General features: G+C 57.5%; 11 protein-coding genes and 3 pseudogenes. 8 read left to right on the top strand and 6 right to left on the bottom strand.

The features are described from left to right. Nucleotides 1-219 precede the first annotated feature (219 nt). The 5 genes and pseudogenes from L8U58_RS05960 to L8U58_RS05940 all read left to right on the top strand — a co-directional run. Nucleotides 220-1692 (top strand): DUF3375 domain-containing protein, encoded by a 1473-nt coding sequence (locus tag L8U58_RS05960; protein ID WP_230580566.1) that lies wholly within the window; start codon nt 220-222, stop codon nt 1690-1692. Further along, nucleotides 1693-2280 carry a DUF4194 domain-containing protein gene (locus L8U58_RS05955; protein WP_034978096.1) on the top strand — a complete coding sequence of 196 codons (588 nt, stop codon included), beginning with the start codon at nt 1693-1695 and terminating at the stop codon, nt 2278-2280. Further along, nucleotides 2277-5627 carry an ATP-binding protein gene (locus L8U58_RS05950; RefSeq protein WP_269954905.1) on the top strand — a complete coding sequence of 1117 codons (3351 nt, stop codon included), beginning with the start codon at nt 2277-2279 and terminating at the stop codon, nt 5625-5627. Before L8U58_RS05955 ends, L8U58_RS05950 begins: the two co-directional genes overlap by 4 nt. Beyond that, nucleotides 5614-6729 carry a DUF3322 domain-containing protein gene (locus tag L8U58_RS05945; RefSeq protein WP_070551065.1) on the top strand — a complete coding sequence of 372 codons (1116 nt, stop codon included), beginning with the start codon at nt 5614-5616 and terminating at the stop codon, nt 6727-6729. The genes L8U58_RS05950 and L8U58_RS05945 overlap by 14 nt, the downstream gene beginning before the upstream one ends. A 50-nt stretch (nt 6730-6779) precedes the next feature. After that, a pseudogene (locus L8U58_RS05940) lies at nt 6780-7142 on the top strand (VIT1/CCC1 transporter family protein); the annotation flags it as partial. Nucleotides 7143-7209: 67 nt separating this feature from the next. On the opposite strand, the pseudogene istB reads toward L8U58_RS05940, so the two are convergent. The 4 genes and pseudogenes from istB to L8U58_RS05920 form a co-directional block, all read right to left on the bottom strand. Further along, nucleotides 7210-8006: pseudogene (istB, locus tag L8U58_RS05935) on the bottom strand (IS21-like element helper ATPase IstB). After that, nucleotides 8003-9211, bottom strand: a complete 1209-nt coding sequence (gene istA / locus L8U58_RS05930) for an IS21 family transposase (protein ID WP_051892061.1) — start codon at nt 9209-9211, stop codon at nt 8003-8005. Before istA ends, istB begins: the two are co-directional and overlap by 4 nt. Nucleotides 9212-9548: 337 nt before the next feature. Beyond that, nucleotides 9549-10208 carry a dethiobiotin synthase gene (gene bioD / locus L8U58_RS05925; RefSeq protein WP_070551063.1) on the bottom strand — a complete coding sequence of 220 codons (660 nt, stop codon included), beginning with the start codon at nt 10206-10208 and terminating at the stop codon, nt 9549-9551. Next, a complete protein-coding gene (locus L8U58_RS05920; protein WP_034966212.1) occupies nt 10205-11437 on the bottom strand; it encodes an adenosylmethionine--8-amino-7-oxononanoate transaminase in 1233 nt (410 codons plus the stop codon). Before L8U58_RS05920 ends, bioD begins: the two co-directional genes overlap by 4 nt. 54 nt (nt 11438-11491) lie before the next feature. On the opposite strand from L8U58_RS05920, the gene L8U58_RS05915 reads away from it, so the two are divergent. Continuing rightward, on the top strand, nt 11492-12910 hold the full coding sequence (locus L8U58_RS05915) for a peptide MFS transporter (RefSeq protein ID WP_269954904.1): 1419 nt from the start codon (nt 11492-11494) through the stop codon (nt 12908-12910). Between the two features lie 127 nt (nt 12911-13037). Beyond that, a pseudogene (locus L8U58_RS05910) lies at nt 13038-13296 on the top strand (transposase); the annotation flags it as partial. A gap of 227 nt (nt 13297-13523) precedes the next feature. On the opposite strand, the gene glnA reads toward L8U58_RS05910, so the two are convergent. Then, nucleotides 13524-14960, bottom strand: coding sequence for a type I glutamate--ammonia ligase (gene glnA / locus L8U58_RS05905; RefSeq protein ID WP_034972047.1), 1437 nt, complete (start codon nt 14958-14960; stop codon nt 13524-13526). A 155-nt stretch (nt 14961-15115) separates the two neighbouring features. On the opposite strand from glnA, the gene L8U58_RS05900 reads away from it, so the two are divergent. Beyond that, nucleotides 15116-15592, top strand: coding sequence for an RDD family protein (locus L8U58_RS05900; protein WP_034966160.1), 477 nt, complete (start codon nt 15116-15118; stop codon nt 15590-15592). 38 nt (nt 15593-15630) lie between these two features. Here the strand turns inward: L8U58_RS05900 and L8U58_RS05895 are convergent, their stop codons facing one another. Continuing rightward, nucleotides 15631-16410 carry a DUF4191 domain-containing protein gene (locus L8U58_RS05895; protein ID WP_034972048.1) on the bottom strand — a complete coding sequence of 260 codons (780 nt, stop codon included), beginning with the start codon at nt 16408-16410 and terminating at the stop codon, nt 15631-15633. Nucleotides 16411-16481 lie beyond the last annotated feature (71 nt).

The raw sequence follows: 16481 nt of genomic DNA, 5'->3' as shown, positions 1-16481 counted from the left end.
GACACGTGCACCAGGAGCGGGGTGGGTTGCCCCGAGGTTAGCCCAAGTTCTCGCACCAGGACGCGGGGCAGCCGTGGGCTAACCGGTGCACTTGCCCAAAGCCTTTGTCGTACAGCAGTGCCAATCTGAGGGCGTGCGCATGAGCATCGAACCCTTAGTTGGCGCCGAGATGTTCGATATTCTTGAATCCTTGTCTGCAGCGCTTGTTAGATTGAGCACATGAATCGGACAACTGTGGTGGCAGATGCGTTGGCGATGATCCGCCTTGCGGACTCGGTACCTGCTTGGGCGATGCTTCGTGCCCATAACGCCCCAGCTGTTCTTTCTGTCTTAAGTGCTGTCTTCCAAGCAGGTAATCGCCAGATCGCCGGATCCGAGCTCACCCTAGCAGTGGAGTCCTTGCTGATCGATATTCGGGAACAGACCAATATGGAGCTGCCCAAGTCAGCCGTGGCTTATATCAATGACTGGGTGAAACTCGGATACCTCACGAGGCGCAGCCCTCAGGGCTCGAGGGAAGAGTTTTACGAGCTCACCACGGACGCGCACGTTGCTATCGACTATGTCCAGCAGTTGATCAGTCCTCAGCGGGTGGTGACCAAATCCCGCCTCGGAACTCTATTCAATAATCTCCAGGATCTGGCGGCTGAAACAGATCCCGACGAAGCGAGAGCGATTAGTCGCCTGGAAGCTCAGCGAGATCAGATCCAAGACCGTATCGACAACATCCGCATGAACGGTGTCGGCGTGATTTCCGACGAAGAGGCAGTGGAGAGGGCACGGGAAATCCTGGCTCTGGCGAGGGATTTGCCCACCGACTTCTCCCGCGTTCGGGAGGAGGTTGAGAATGTCGATCACGAACTCCGAGAATCGCTCGTCGAAGGGCAGCTAAACGCTGGTGAGGTACTGGACAATGTCTTCCGTGGTGTAGATCTGATCGCAGAATCAGAAGCGGGACGGGCATTCAACTCCTTCTATGAGCTTTTCCTTGACCCGGAGCAATCAAAGCAACTCGATGCCGTGATGGATTCAGTGCAATCGCGGGACTTCATGGTGCAGCTCGGCCCGGAAGAGCGGAGCGAGATCGCGCAATTGGTAGACATGCTCGATTCCTCCTCGGGACAGGTGCATACCTCGCTCACGGGCCTATCGCGGTCCCTAAGGCGCTTCGTGCAGTCCCGAGAAGCAGAATCGCAGCAGGCCCTCACACGGGCAATCAATCAGGCGCAGCAGCAAGCGCTCGAGCTCGCAAAACGAGGGATCGCGCCTTACGAGAAGATCGGCTACGAGCTCGAGCTGACGACGCGGCAACCGACGTCGCTTTCCAGTTGGGAATTACACAACCCGAAGGAATACCGCATCGAGCGGTCAATGGAAGTCAACGAGTCAGGCGAGATCGACTTCGAACAGATGCGTCGGCGTATCCGGGAATCAGAAATTGACTGGCAGGAACTGCGCGACGCAATCAACGATGTGCTCGGCAGAAAGGGGCAAGCATCGATTCGGGAAGTCTTGGAAGAACACCCTGCCACTCAGGGGCTAGCGAGTGTGGTGGGGCTCATCAAACTTGCGCATGATCACGGCGAAAGATCCGACGGTACAGAAGTCCTGCAGTGGGAGAGACCAAGCGGGAAAAGGTATCAAGGGCGGTATGGGCGTTTCGAATTTCGGAGGAAGGTTGGGCGCATCTAAATGGAAAACAAACTGTATGAAGGCGACACCGGAACCTTGACAGGTTTGCAGCGTCGTGCCCTGGCGGAACTCATCCGCGGCCCATACGTGTCGAGCGTGAAATCGCCAGATGTGTTTGCTGCGATATCCAACTCACGTGAGATTCTTGCCCAACAGCTGGATAATCTCTTCCTCACTCTCATTCTCGACGAGCATGCAGGGGTTGCCTACACAAAGGCGTGGGAAGCGGATGTCCCTGAAAAGCGTGCGCTGCTACGCAAACAGTCGTTGACTTTTATGGACACGGTGGTGATTCTCCACCTGCGCCGTGAGCTGGTGACGACGAGCCCCAACGAGCGAACCATCGTGGATGAGGGTGAGGTTTTTGAGGCGACCCTGCCGTATCAAGGCCATGCTGGCACGGACAAGTCCACGCAGCGTAAGCGCTTTACTGCAGCGTGGAACAAGCTGAAGAGCTACTCGATTATTGCCAGCACCCCGACCGAGGGGCGTTTCGAGGTGTCCCCGGTGCTGCGCATCATCTTTTCCAGCGAAGAAATCGCCGCTGTCACCGAGTCTTTCCGAGCTCTCCTGGAGGAAGAACAATGACGACGACTCTGCCTGGCCAATTCCGACTTTCCCAAATCCAGGTTTATAACTGGGGAACATTCGACAACCTTCACTGTGTCGAGGTGCCGCGGGAGGGCTTCCTCATCACAGGCCCTTCAGGTTCCGGCAAGTCGACGCTGATTGATGCGATCTCGACGATTCTTGTTCCGCCCGGCAAGATTCGTTTCAACGCTGCGGCTGATAACCAAGCACACTCGGGCCGTAACTTGGTTACCTACTGCCGCGGTGCCTGGCGCCGCGAGCACTCGATCGAGGCGGACGAACTTACGCAGTCCTACCTTCGAACAGGTGCGACGTGGACGGGCGTCGCTCTACGCTATAGCGATGGGGCAGGGGAGACCGTAACCGCTTGCCGGTTGATGTTTTTGCCCGCTAACGCCTATTCGCGCCAGGAAATCACGGATCTTTACATTTTGCTCCCTCGGGCCGCCGATCTGACAGAGTTTGAGGATCTGGCACAGAAGAATTTGCCGGTTAGTGAGGCGAAGAAGACATACAGCGATGCCCTGCACGTCAGTCGAAATCATCCGAAGTTCAGTTTGGCGCTGCGCCGAGCGGTGGGGATCGCCGATGCCGGTGCTTTGGACCTGCTGAACCGAACGCAATCGGCTAAAACGCTCGGCGATCTTAATCATTTGATGCGTACCTTCATGCTGCCCGAACCAGAGACCTTCGAGATCGCGGAGCAAGCAGCGGAGAATTTCACAGACCTCCGAACGGCGTATGAGTCGGTGGTGAAAACTCGTGAACAGATTGAGCAACTGGCACCGGTGCGCGTGGCAGCAGAGAAGCGTGCAGGGGTCGAAAACAGGCTGACCACGGTAAAGGAGGACCGAGACGGCGTCGAAACCTTCGTTGACGAATGGCAGCAGCGTTTCGCCGAACAGGAGCGGGATCAGTGGACTTCCGAGATTAAGACAGTCAGCGCGAAGATTGAAGAAGCCACCGGGGTTCGAGACGCACACCGGGCGCAAGCAGATCAACTGCGCACGTTGATTCATGGAGCGCAGGATTCTGCCTTGGTTTCTGCACAGGCTCGGCGTGACCGTTTGCAGGACCGGCTGGAGCGAGTGACCAAAGAGGAAGAGGCATTCAATTCCCGGCTCAAATCCATTGGGGCTGCAAAGCCCGGCAGTGTCGAGGAATTCACCAACCTTGTGCTGCAGTTGCGTGAAGAGCGGAAGCGGTTGAGTGCTGCATATGAAACAGAAGACGTAAAGCTGGGTCAGGCGCACGTGCGCGTTTACGAGCTGGGCGAGAACAAGGACAAGCTGGTCGCGGAGCTTGAGGCTTTGCGAAAATACGAATCGGCCATGGATAACCGGTTGCTCCGTGCGCGAGCCTTGATTGCAGAGAAGTCTGGAGTGCGGGAGTCTGACCTTCCATTCATTGCAGACCTCGTGAGTATGAAGCCTGGTGAAGACCATTGGCAAGGAACCGCAGAGCGAGTGATGGGCGGGTTTGCCCGGCGGATCCTTGTCCCAGACGAGCACTATGACCAGGTTTCTTCAGCTATCGATGACACCTATCTCGGTGCGAAAGTGAGCTACACCAGGTTCACTCGGGATCTGGAAGAACAGCGCCCGTCCCGTTTCGTACCGAACTCACTGGGGCTGAAAATCAACGTAAAGTCCGGGCGGTATCACGACTGGATCCAGACCCAACTTTCTACGAAGTTCGATTACTTATGCTGCGGCTCTGTGGAAGAGTTTCGTGCTGCCCGGCGGGCGGTGACTGCAAAGGGTCAGGTGAAACATAACCGCAACGATCACATTAAGGATGATCGCCGCCGAATCGATGACCGTTCGAACTGGGTGCTGTGGGGCAATCTCGCTGACAAGATCGATGCCCTTCAAACAGCGGTGCGCGACATCGTGGCGAAACTTGAAGACGCTGAACGGCGACGCAAGGCCATCGCGGCCGGCCAGGAGAAAAGGCGTGCCCAAATAGCCACGATCGAGCGGCTATTGGAGACGGAACGTTTTCAGGATATCGATGTGTCATCGGTGACCCAGGAGCTTGCAGAAGCCCAGCGAGTCGTTGATGAACTCACTGATGGAAACGCGGAGCTGGCTGAACTGAAAGCGAAGTTGAAGGGCGTTGAAGCTACTCTCGACAAAGTTGAGGAGCACGTCATGGCGCAGCGGAACCAGCTTAGTGTCTCCAAAGCTCGCCTGGAGCAGGCAGAAGAAACGCTTGAGAAGATTCGGAATCGCCGAGGTGGGAAGACCGTCTCTGAGGACGTTGCGACCCGTCTGACAGAACGTTGCACGGCTATCGACCGCACCATTCGGCCCGATAACATCGATGTGCTCAACAATCGCCTCATTCGTGGTATCGAAGATCAGCTCGCAGACCTCAATGCGCACTTCACCAAATATTGTGGTGATCTGGTCAACGCAATGAACCTTTACTTGGTGCGCTGGCCTGATCGGGCGGGTGACCTCAAGGCGGATATGGAGTGGGAGCAGGACTTTCTTCGGGAACTGGGCAGGCTTGAAGCAGACGACTTGCCCCGTTTTGAACAGCGTTTCCGGGACATGCTGCAAGACGAAACCCACAAGCATCTCGGTCGGCTGCGCCGTTTAATCCGTGACGCGACAGCGAAGACTCGCAGCTCGATCCAGATGATTAATGATTCACTTGCGGAAGTCGAGTTCTATCCGGGTGCTTACCTGACGATCGAGGTGAGGGAGGCACAGCCCGCGATCGCCCGCAATTTCGTTGAACTTCTGGATTCCGCACTAGCAGGGATTATCAATGAAGCTGATCAGGAGGAGAGCGAGCACCGATTCCATAAGCTGCAGGCGGTGATCGACGCAGTGACGGTCTCGGACGGTACGACAACTCGTGATCGCCAGTTGCGTCTGGATACGAGGCAACACGTGAAGTTCCTGGGAGTGGAATACAGCGAGGATGGAACGCGCGGTGCGGTCTATGACTCGTCGGAAGGACTCTCGGGCGGCCAAGCCCAAAAGCTGTCCTCCTTCTGCCTGGCTGCAGCCTTGCGTTACAGGCTGACTGGGATGGGCTTGCCAGCCGCACAAGAAAAGAAATCCATTGTCCGGGTGGGGGAGGACATTTATCCGCGATTCGGCACGATCGTTCTGGATGAAGCTTTTGATCGTGCGGATACGGAGTTCACTCGGGCTGCGATGGAGGCCTTTCGCCGCTTTGGTTTCCACATGATTCTGGCCACGCCCGAGAAGCTGCTGCAGACCGTGCAGGACTACATCGGGGGTGTGCTGATGGTGGAATGCCCAGACCGGAAGCGATCGCGAACGAGTTCTCTGACGATCGAGGAGGTCCAGGATGAAGACTCCTGATCAGGTGCGCCAACGCGCTGCGGTCTTTTATTCACGTAACCACCGCAGCTGGTTGGCCGGGGAATTCAAGATGCTGACCATCAACCTGGATCCGCCGACTGGAAGGTCGGCAGAGCGTGATGACGGCGCTGCCGTGAGAGCCTGGGTGGCACAGTGGAACCGCAGTTCAATTACCGTCGAGTGGGAGGATAAAAAGCTCAGCTATTTGGGGACTTATTCGCTGCCTCGGCGAGTTGTTCTCGCGGACGCGGATACTGCGGCTCGCGTGGCCGGCAAACTCGATCATTGGCAACGCCTCCGCACGGTCTTGGACCGTTTCTGCACGGAATTGGGGGAGAGCGTTCGACCTGAGCTCATCAGGCACCTTTCTGCGTGGGACGACTGGAATGATACGACTGTGGAGCAGTTCATTGCTGTTGTCCGGTGGGTTCACGAGCACGAGGTCAGCGACTTTTATATTCGCGAATTGCCAATCTTTGGTGTCGATAGCAAATGGTTCGAGGCACACAGGGCGGTCGTTGAAGCGGTGGTCGGGCCACTGAACTTCAAGCCGAAGCCCCAGTTGGTGGAGATCCGCAGCCTTGACCCGACACTGGGAATTGGCGGTTTGCGGCACTTGGCATGTCCGGCGGCAGAACTCCGTGAGATCCCGGGGGCGCGAGTTCTTATCGTTGAAAATCACCAGAGTTTCCTTGCCTTGCCAGACTTGCCCGCGACGATCGCGATCTTCGGTGGTGGATTGAACGCTGCCAGGATCGTCCAGCAGATGCCATCGCTAGAGGCGAAGGAAGTTCTTTATTGGGGAGATCTAGATTCGCATGGTTTCTATATCCTGGAACTCGTCAGGCGATACGTGCCTCATGCGCGATCTGTTCTCATGGACCTGGATACGGTCCGTGACCACGTTGATCTTGCGGTGGAAGAACCGCAACCTAGCCGGTTCGAGCCTGAGCTGTTGAGCTACGGGGAGCGCTTGGCATTGGACTATCTCCGGGGGCGTTCTGCGGGCGGGTGCTTGCGCGTTGAGCAGGAAAGAATCTTGTTTGACTATGCGCAGCAGCAGCTGCGTCGGGCAGTGAGTTCCAGTGGGACTGGTGCATAGCAGCGGCAGTAGACCCGGAGCTTGTGAATCAGTCGGCTAATATTCCGCTCATGAGGAAAACCACCCTTTTCCACTGTTCCCGGCGCTCACCAGGAGCTTCACGACGCCGGTGATGCAGCGAAGATGAACTCCCTGCGCGCCGGAGTTTTGGGCGCCAACGACGGCATTGTTTCCGTTGCTGCCCTGCTTATCGGCGTGATTGCCACCGGCGCGGGAGATAAGGCCATCTTGATGGCAGGCCTGGCTGCCACCATTGCAGGCGGGGTGTCCATGGCTTTGGGGAGTTTGTGTCCGTGTCCGCCCAGCGGGACTCCGAGCAGTTCTTGGTGGCCAAGGAGAGGCAGGAGTTGCGGGAGGCTCCGGAAGAGGAGATGGAGGAGCTCGCGGGGATACTTTCCGGCTACGGCATCAACCTGTCAGCGACGGTCGAAAAGTAGCCCACTTCTGACGGTGGAAAAGTAGCCCAATTGTGCTTGTGGTTTACTCTAGTGCCTTGCTGCGTTCTGCGTTTACGGAAGGCAGGATATCTTCGTGACCGTTGATGCGGTAGCTGGTTCCTTTGTGTGTGAGGATCTCTGCGTGGTGGACTACGCGGTCGATCATGGCTGCGGCGATTGTCTGATCGCCGAAGCATTCACCCCATCGCGAAAACGGAAGATTCGAAGTCATAATCAGCGACGCTTTCTCATACCTGGTTGATACCAGCTGGAAAAACAGGTTGGCCGCTTCAGCCTCGATGGGAATGTATCCGACTTCATCGACGACAAGAAGATCGTAGCGCCCCAGCTTGGTCAGCAGTTTTGGCAGTTCTCCCTGGTCATGCGCCTGGGTAAGTTTCTGCACCCAGCCAGCAGCGGTGTCAAACAAAACCCTGTAGCCCTGCCTGGCAGCGATAACTCCTAGTCCAATCGCCAAGTGAGTTTTGCCGGTACCAGGTGGGCCGAGGAAGATGACATTGCTTGCCTGGCTTATCCATGCTGAGGTTTCTAGGCGCGCAATCTTTGCTCGGTCGATGCTGGGCTGGATGGTGAAATCGAATTCTTCAATCGTCTTCACCTGGGAAACCCCGCTCGCTTTATTCGCGCATTGGCTCCAGATTCTTGTCGGGCAGAAGCTTCAACAGATAACACCGCAGCTAAGTACTCTTCAAAGCTCCACCCGTCCTCACGAGCTTGTTCAGCGGTTTCGAAATAGGTAGCGCGAATACGAGGAGCTTTTAACACCTTGGAAATGTGGGATAATTCAGAATCAATCTGACGATGATCTTTAGTCGTCATGCTGACTGCTCCCATCCTGCAATCTTGTCGTAGATACTCAAGTCGGCAGCTTCAACAGCAATATCGCACGCCTGTGGTTTCGGCGCTGCCAAGCTTTGACGCATCTGTTTAGCCAGATGTTGATGGTCAGGATCGGTCACCGTGATGTTTTTACCCCACACACGCCGATGGTCTGCAACAATGACTCCAGCGCTATCAGTGACAAGGACCCTATGAAGCTCAACGAAAATAGTCACAATCTTGCCGATTGCTGCAGGTGATACCGAATAACGGTTGGAGTCAACAGACACATAGTAGTTCCTTGGCAAGCGCACTTGACGCCGAAGCCCAGTCTGCGGCGCATACGGTGGCAGGACAGACATCGCCTCCTTATCCGCTTTCCACCGATCTACTGGGCGTTGTTTCAACGTGGCATGAATACGCTTATTAGCAATGCCATCAATCCAGGAGTCTAACTGGGCTTGGGCATCAATGTGATCGTTGAACCGCCGGCCCGGAAAGAATGAAGTCTCCAGGTACTCGTTATGGCGTTCAACGATGCCCTTGGTTTCCGGATCTCGTGGCGGCGCTTGGCGGACTTTAAGTCCTAACGTGCCAGAAAATCCAACGACTTGATCCACCAGCCTTTTCTGGCCAATACCCGACTCGTGATCCCATAAGAGTTGCTGGGGCACTACCTGGAAGCGGTCGTGCAGCAGCATCCACATCCCAGACACCAAGTCGCCTGTCGTCTTGGTCGGCAAGACACACGCCGCCATAAACCGCGAATAGGACGAAACCATCACCAACACCGGAAACTTCGCTGGTACACCCTGATCATTGGTGATTCCGTCTTCGGGGAACATGAGATCGCATTGAATCTGCTGACCAGGCTTATGATCAAGAACATCAACCGGATCCTTGGGCATGTACTCAGGCCTGATACGGCGAACATTCTCCCTAAACCAAGACATAGACCCTGACCAGCCCACCCGTTGAGCTAGCACCGTAGCTGGTAGATCTGGTACATCATCAAGTAAAGCGCGTACATCAAGTTCAAACTCATCAAACGCGGTCTTTTGAGGAGCACGCTGCTTATACGAAGGCGGAGTATTCGAAGCTAAAGCCCGCTCGACGGTTTTCTTCGCGCAGCCAACGGTGCTGGCAATCTTTCGAATCGACATACCTTCATTGCGCAAGATTCTGATCTGCGCCCAATCATCCATGGAAATCACCCATCCAATTGTTCTCGGATGGGCTACTTTTCAACCGTCACTGACAGTTTTTGGTACCGGTGTTCTGGGGACTCGGTACTGTCGTGTTCCGGGTAGTTGGTACTGGGACGGGCCGACGGAGTCTTCGTGAGGTGAGTATTCCAAAGGTAGATCATTTCTGGTGATGGATGATCGGCGTGCTTGCTCATTCACACACATGAAAACCACTGGGTCATCGGTACTGGGGCTGGGCTTGGATTATCCATATGGATATGATGATGTGCGCTTTGAAAACCTCGGAACGATCCCTGCACTACGAAAGTAGGCGTAAATCGCCGCGGTTATTGATTTATCCGGGGAATTGGCTCGCATCAATGGTCGAAGTCCGATCTGCGAACTCGTCGCGGGAGAGCTGGCCTATTCCGGCGGGGAGGCAGCCCAGTAGCGGCAGGCCGGTAACCTTCGGCATTTCCTTCACGTTCAGTTGGGTCGCTAGGTCTGGCTGTGCAGGCAGCGAGCCACCAATGAGCCCCAGTACCTCCAGGCCTCGGTTACGGGTGGCTTCGACGGTGAGCTCCGCAGCGTTGAGGCTTCCCAAACCCATGCTGGTGACGATGATGAGTGGAGCGCCGAGGTCGGCGGCGATATCGGCGAGCGTGAAGTTGTCAGCCAGTCGCACGAGGAGGCCGCCGGCGCCTTCGACGAGCACAACATCCGCCTCGATACTGCGAATCCACTCAACGAGTTCTTTGCGGTCTGGCTGGGGCATTCCCGCGCGCCGGGCCGACAGGTTGGGGGCAAGCGGCTCGGGGTAGCGCACAAACTCGCGGGTCTCAACCCCGGCGAGGCGGGAGATGGTGGGGGCGTCGCCAAGCCCGGCAGGCTCACCTGTCTGAACGGACTTGGCCACGATGACATGCTTGCCTGCAGCCTTGAGCTGGGCGGCGATGGCTGCGGTGGCGATGGTCTTGCCCACGTCGGTGTTGGTTCCCGTAATGCAAATGATCATGCGGCCTCCCCGGCTGCGTGGATGGCGCGGCAGATGCGCGCGATGTCCTCGTCTGTACAGATATAGGGCGGCATGGCGTAGATGAGCCGCCCGAACGGCCGCAGCCATACTCCGTGCTTAAGGGCCGCTTCAGTGGCAGCGGCCATGTCAACCTCGTGGTCCATTTCCAGCACGCCAATAGCGCCGCGCACTCTGGTGAGGCCGGGTGCGCCCTGAAGTCCCTTACGCAGACCTGCCTCAATTCGCGGTACTGCGCTGCGCCACTGGCCCTCCGCGATGAGCGCGGTGGATTCCGCGGCGACCGCGCAGGCGAGAGGATTGGCCATAAAGGTTGGGCCATGCATGAGTGGGGTGGGCTGCATGCGCTTGGCGACGTCCCCCGTGGCCAACGTCGCCGCCAGTGAGATGAAGCCACCGGTCAGTGCCTTGCCAACGCACATAATATCCGGCACAACGCCGGCGTCCTGGGTGACGAAAAGCGAGCCGGTGCGCCCAAATCCGGTGGCGATTTCATCGGCGATCATGAGGATTCCGTGCTTGTCGCATAAGCGGCGCACACCCGCTACCAGTGCATTGTCATGAAAGCGCATGCCGCCGGCACCCTGTACGCCCGGTTCGATGATGATGGCGGCGACGTCATCAGTAATGAGGCGCTCCATCTGCGCCAGGTAGTCTGACTGCTCGGACTCGCTCGCGCCTTCCGTGGGCGGGGCAGGGGCGAAGACCTGCTCTGTCAGTGTGCCTGCCCAGAGCGAATGCATTCCGCCCTGAGGATCGCAGACGCTCATCGCGCCGAAGGTATCGCCGTGGTACCCCGAGCGCCAGGTCAGCAGTTTGGTGCGTTCCGGCGGGGAGGCCTGCAAGGCCATCTTGATGGCGACTTCAACGGACACGGATCCGGAATCTGAGTAGAAGACATGGGAGAAGTCTCCGCGGGTCAGTTCCATGAGCTGAGTGGTCAGGCGTGCCGCGGGCTCGTGGGTAAGTCCGCCGAACATGACGTGGCTAAAGCGATCAATCTGTTCTTTAGCAGCATTGACTAGTCGGGGGTGCGAGTGCCCATGGCAAGCAGCCCACCAGGAACTCATGCCGTCGATAACGCGGCGGCCATCGGCGAGCTGAAGAAAGGCACCATCTGTGCCGATGACCTCAAACGCGGGCGCGCCGGGTGCGGCATACGGGTGCCACATGTGGGCGGAATCTACTGCCGCTACTTGAACACTGTTCAAAAACTTCACCCATTTATCTGTACCACATACAAAAGTTGTGCATAATTCCTTGGTATGACAGTAATTGAACAGCGTTCAAGTAAAAGGTTTTCACCCGCCATTCCCGCGGTTGCGGGCATTGAGATGTGGGAGCGTTTTAGTTTCTATGGAATGCAGGCCATTCTGGCCTATTACCTCTATGACCAGGCGGGCGGGCTGGGGATTGAGCAAACCCATGCCACTGCGCTAGTTGGCGCGTATGGTGCTGTGCTCTATCTCTTCACGTTTGTCGGCGGCTGGGTCTCCGACCGTGTACTCGGTGCTGAGCGCACTCTGCTGTTGGGTGCATTCCTGCTGATGTGCGGGCATGTATCGCTGTCCCTAATTCCAGGGTTCCCCGGCTTGTTCGCGGGGCTGTTCCCGCTTGCACTAGGTTCCGGCTTGCTCAAGACCGCAGCAATCACTGTGCTGGGGGCAGCGTTTCCGGCCGAAGGCAACAATAGTGCTTTCCAGATTTTCTACCTCGGTATTAACGTCGGTGCAGTTGCTGGACCGATGCTGACTGGTTGGCTGTCCGAAGCTTATGGCTATCACGCAGGTTTTGGTGCCGCTGCGGGCTTGATGCTTATCGGTTGCGTGTCTTACTTGCTGCTGCGCTCACGCCTTTTGGCCAGTATCAGCGTTGACATCACCCGTCCTTCAAACCCGATTGCCCCGAAGCATCTCGCCCCAGTGGCAGGTGCTGCTGTTCTAGTCTGCGCATTAGGAGTCTGGTGCCTTGCCTCGGGTACCCTGACGCCTGACCGCATGGCTTTTGTTTTACTTCTCACTACTGTGGCGGTGGCAGTTGGCCTGATTGTTACTATGTTGGTTTCCTCGCGAGTGAGTGCGCCTGAGCGTCGTCGGGTCAGGGCTTTCCTTCCGCTTTTTGTGGCCTCCACAATGTATTGGGCGCTGCAATCCCAAACTTATGGAGTGCTTGCGGTGTATTCCGATCAGCGCCTAGATCGCAGCATCGCTGGTTTTGAGATTCCGGCGGCGTGGACGCAGTCTCTCAATCCCTTCTTTATCTTGGCTTTCGCACTGCCCATTGCTGCATTCTTGGCCAAAAGGACGGTGCATCGCAACCGTGTGATGGGCGGTGGTCTGGCGCTAGCTGGTGCGGGGCTGTTTATCCTTCTGCCTTTTGTGAGTGCTACTGCGGTTCCATTCCTGGCGTTAGCGCTGTGCATCATGCTCATGAGCATCGGAGAGCTCTTCATCGGGCCCATTGGTATGGCGGCGACAACTGCCTATGCGCCCGCAGCTTTTAAGACCCGCTTCTCTGCTTTGTTCTTTCTTTCCCTAGCTATCGGAACTTCGCTTTCCGGCAGCTTGTCCACGCTGTACTCGGCTGATACCGAGTTTCTCTATTTAGTGGTCGTGGGAACCGTCCCAGTTGTTACTGGTGGCACTATCGCTCTTTCGGGCTTAAGCAGGGCAAAGCTGTCGTAGAAGCGGGCGATTGGCGGAAGTTGCGCAAACTGAAGCGTCCTGGGGTTAGTTCCTACCTCAGCTTAGGATGGATTGAACTACGCCTAGAAAGTATTCCGTTGAGTTTAAGGAGAAGGCGGTCCATCAGATCATCGAAAATGGTCCGCCTGGAGTCCTGCTCACGGCAGCGCGCCTACACGGAGGTTGGTGAGCTCCTTGGTGTATCTCACCACACGTTGCGGGCTTGGTACCGTGACAGCGCTTCAGTACGTGATGACTCTGACGCGTCAGGCGGCGAGACAATGGAGGAAGAGCTCAAGCGTCTGCGCCGCGAAAACCGCGAGCTGAAACGAGCAAACGGAATCCTCAAAACTGCCTCGGCTTTTTTCGCAGCGGAACTAAGCCCAGGACGCTTCAGTCAGTGGCGTGCACAAACATGCACGCCACTGCCCTGCAGGTTTTTGATTCCAATTGTTTAAGAGGCTTCTTGCCCTTTGGGATTAGTAGTCCGACATACTGACGGGCGCAACGAGCGCAAAAAGCTAAGACCCCACCGCGCGAGCCTTCGGGGCTACGGATGGGGTCTCTGCCGACACCGGCGGCGTCAAACAGCTAGAGCAGCTTAAAGCAGCCCTTAGCAGTCGTAGTACATCTCGAACTCCTGCGGCGTCGGGCGCAGGCGAACAGGTGCGATCTCGTTGTCGTACTTGTAGGCGATGTAGGTGTCGATCAGGTCGTCGGTGAACACGCCGCCTTCGGTCAGGAACTCGTTGTCCTCCTCCAGAGCCTTCAGGGAAGCCTCCAGGCTGGTCGGAGCCTGCGGAATGTCCTTGGCCTCCTCCGGCGGCAGCTCGTACAGGTCCTTGTCGACCGGAGCGTGCGGCTCGATACGGTTTTTCACACCATCCAGTCCAGCCAGCATCATCGCAGCGAAGCCGAAGTACGGGTTACCGCTCGGGTCCGGAGCGCGGAACTCAATGCGCTTCGCCTTCGCGTTGGAGCCCGTGATCGGGATACGCACCGCAGCGGAACGGTTACGCTGCGAGTACACCAGGTTAATCGGAGCCTCGAAGCCCGGAACCAGACGGTGGTAGGAGTTCAGCGTCGGGTTCGTGAAGGCCAGCACAGCGCCAGCGTGCTTCAGGATGCCACCGATGTAGTAGCGGGCGATGTCGGACAGGCCGGCGTAACCGGACTCGTCGTAGAACAGCGGCTCGCCGTCCTTCCACAGCGACTGGTGAGCGTGCATGCCCGACCCGTTGTCGCCAGCCAGCGGCTTCGGCATGAAGGTCGCGGACTTGCCGGCCTGCCAAGCGGTGTTCTTGATGATGTACTTGAAGGACTGCAGGTCATCCGCAGCGTGCAGCAGGGTGTTGAACTGGTAGTTGATCTCCTGCTGGCCACCGGTGCCGACCTCGTGGTGCGCGCGCTCCAGCTTGAAGCCAGCGTTCGCCAGGTTACGGGCCATGTCGTCGCGCAGATCCTGGTAGTGGTCGTACGGAGCGACAGGGAAGTAACCACCCTTCATGCGGGTCTTGTAGCCCAGGTTCGGGGTGCCATCCGGGTTAACCTCTGCACCGCGGTTCCACCAGCCCTCGACGGAATCCAGCTCGTAGAAAGCACGGTTAGTGTCTGCCTCGTAACGCACGGAATCGAAGAGGTAGAACTCCGCCTCAGCGCCGAAGAAGCAGGTATCCGCAATGCCCGTGGAAGCCAGGTACTGCTCGGCCTTGCGGGCAACGTTGCGCGGGTCGCGGGAGAACGGCTCGCGGGTAAAAGGATCGTGGACGAAGAACTTAACGTTCAGCGTCTTGGCCTTGCGGAACGGATCGATCCTGGCGGTGTTCAGGTCCGGCAGCAGGTTCATGTCCGACTCTTCAATCGTGGTGAAACCACGGATGGACGAACCGTCGAAGGCCAGGCCTTCTTCCATCGCGTCCTCGTCGAATTCCGAAGCAGGGATGGTGAAGTGCTGCTCTACACCGGGCACATCGGTGAAGCGAACGTCTACGAACTCGACGTCGTTATCCTTGATGTACTTTGCGACTTCTTCTGCGGTCTTGAATGGCACTGTAATCTTCTTCCGTTCCTTGCAGTGGGAATCTCAAACTGTTGCGACAACATATAAAAGCAACACAATCGATCCTACGCATAAAAGCCCCGGCCTCAGGCAAACTTTAACGAAATTGTGCCACCTAGTTGGGGGCAGCTAGGCTCTAAAACATCATGAGTAAATCCCGTAGCTGGCTCGAAGGCCCCCTAGTCCCAGGCGAAAACGAAGACCTCGCCGACCTCAGCCCGTACCCCGGCGCCCGGCTGGGGCTTCCCAAGGAAGGCCCGGGCTCGCTGTCGACTTTGTTCCCCCGGATTGGTGCCCTCGCCATCGACTGGCTGGCCTGCTACGCCCTGGCGTGGTTCGTCGTCTCCATGACAAGTGCCCTGGGCGATGCTGCCACCGCCACCATTATTTTCTTCATCGTCTGGCGCATCCTGACGGTCTGGCTCTTCGCACAGTCGCCGGGGCACGCAATCGTCGGCATTGGCGTGGCACGCATCGACCAGCCCGACGAGCGTGTGGGGCTGTGGCGCTCTGTAGTGCGCGCCCTGTTGACGGTCTTCCTCTTCCCCCCGATTATTCAAGACACTGACGGCCGCGGCATGCACGACCGCGCTACGGGAACGGCCGTCATTCGCACCCGCTAGCCGCTAGTTCTGCCGCGCTGTTACTTCTTGCCGCGCTGTTACTTCTTGCCGCGCTGCGCTGCGCGGCGGGCACGGCGGTTCATGCCGGACATCTTCGCGCCCTTCGGCATGGGGCCCTTCGGCATGTTGTTATTCGGATTGCTTAGTCGCGAGATCGACTCGACCCTGGAGTTAAGGGCGTCCACCTCATCCTTCTTGATGTTGCGCGGCAGGCGCATCAGGTGGTTCTGCAACTTCTTTACCGGCACCTGGCCCTCGTCGTTGCCGACGATCACGTCGTAGATCGGGGTCTTGCCCAGGATGCGCGCAAGCTTCTTACGCTCCTGCGCCATCATCGGCTTGAGGCGGTGCGGTGCGCCCTCGCCGACCAGCACGACGCCGGGGGTGCCTACCACGCGGTGCACTGCGTCCATGTGGGTATTGGACGCCACGCCGGCCTCCGTAATCCACTTCATGCCTACGCCATCACGCATGTTGGACAGAGCCCATGCAGCGGCTCCCGCCTCGCCTTCGATCTGGTCGTACACGCCAGTCTGCAAGCGACGGGAGAATGTCCACATCGCCGCGATCACGCCGATTATGATGCCGACGATCAGGTTCAGCCACCACCAGCCGAAAACCAGGCTGAGCAGCAGCATCAGCACAACGGGAATCAGGAAGGCCAGAACCATAAACGGGATAAGCTTCTTATCCCGTCCCTTTTGCAGCTTAAAGGCCTGCCACAGCTGGGAGCGCGTCTGCTTGCGCTGCTCCTTCTTCGCAGCCTTGGCAGCCTTCTTCTCTTCCTTGACCCTTACGTCCTTTTTATCCTTCGCCATGGAACTAACAATAAGGCATGAATAAAGGCGGGGCGAAAGTGCCCCGCCGTGATGCTGCTGGCCGCGCGCGG

Source organism: Corynebacterium macclintockiae (assembly GCF_027570165.1).
Lineage (GTDB): Bacteria > Actinomycetota > Actinomycetes > Mycobacteriales > Mycobacteriaceae > Corynebacterium > Corynebacterium macclintockiae.
The sequence above is the reverse complement of the archived record's forward strand: the minus strand, read 5'-3'. Positions and strand labels throughout refer to the sequence as shown.

Excerpts from the sequence above, each read along its gene's own strand:
- L8U58_RS05900 (WP_034966160.1), top strand. The coding sequence starts at position 15,116 with ATGAGTAAATCCCGTAGCTGGCTCGAAGGCCCCCTAGTCCCAGGCGAA.
- L8U58_RS05955 (WP_034978096.1), top strand. The coding sequence starts at position 1,693 with ATGGAAAACAAACTGTATGAAGGCGACACCGGAACCTTGACAGGTTTG.
- L8U58_RS05915 (WP_269954904.1), top strand. The coding sequence starts at position 11,492 with ATGACAGTAATTGAACAGCGTTCAAGTAAAAGGTTTTCACCCGCCATT.
- L8U58_RS05895 (WP_034972048.1), bottom strand. The coding sequence starts at position 16,410 with ATGGCGAAGGATAAAAAGGACGTAAGGGTCAAGGAAGAGAAGAAGGCT.
- L8U58_RS05950 (WP_269954905.1), top strand. The coding sequence starts at position 2,277 with ATGACGACGACTCTGCCTGGCCAATTCCGACTTTCCCAAATCCAGGTT.
- bioD (WP_070551063.1), bottom strand. The coding sequence starts at position 10,208 with ATGATCATTTGCATTACGGGAACCAACACCGACGTGGGCAAGACCATC.
- istA (WP_051892061.1), bottom strand. The coding sequence starts at position 9,211 with ATGGATGATTGGGCGCAGATCAGAATCTTGCGCAATGAAGGTATGTCG.
- L8U58_RS05945 (WP_070551065.1), top strand. The coding sequence starts at position 5,614 with ATGAAGACTCCTGATCAGGTGCGCCAACGCGCTGCGGTCTTTTATTCA.
- L8U58_RS05960 (WP_230580566.1), top strand. The coding sequence starts at position 220 with ATGAATCGGACAACTGTGGTGGCAGATGCGTTGGCGATGATCCGCCTT.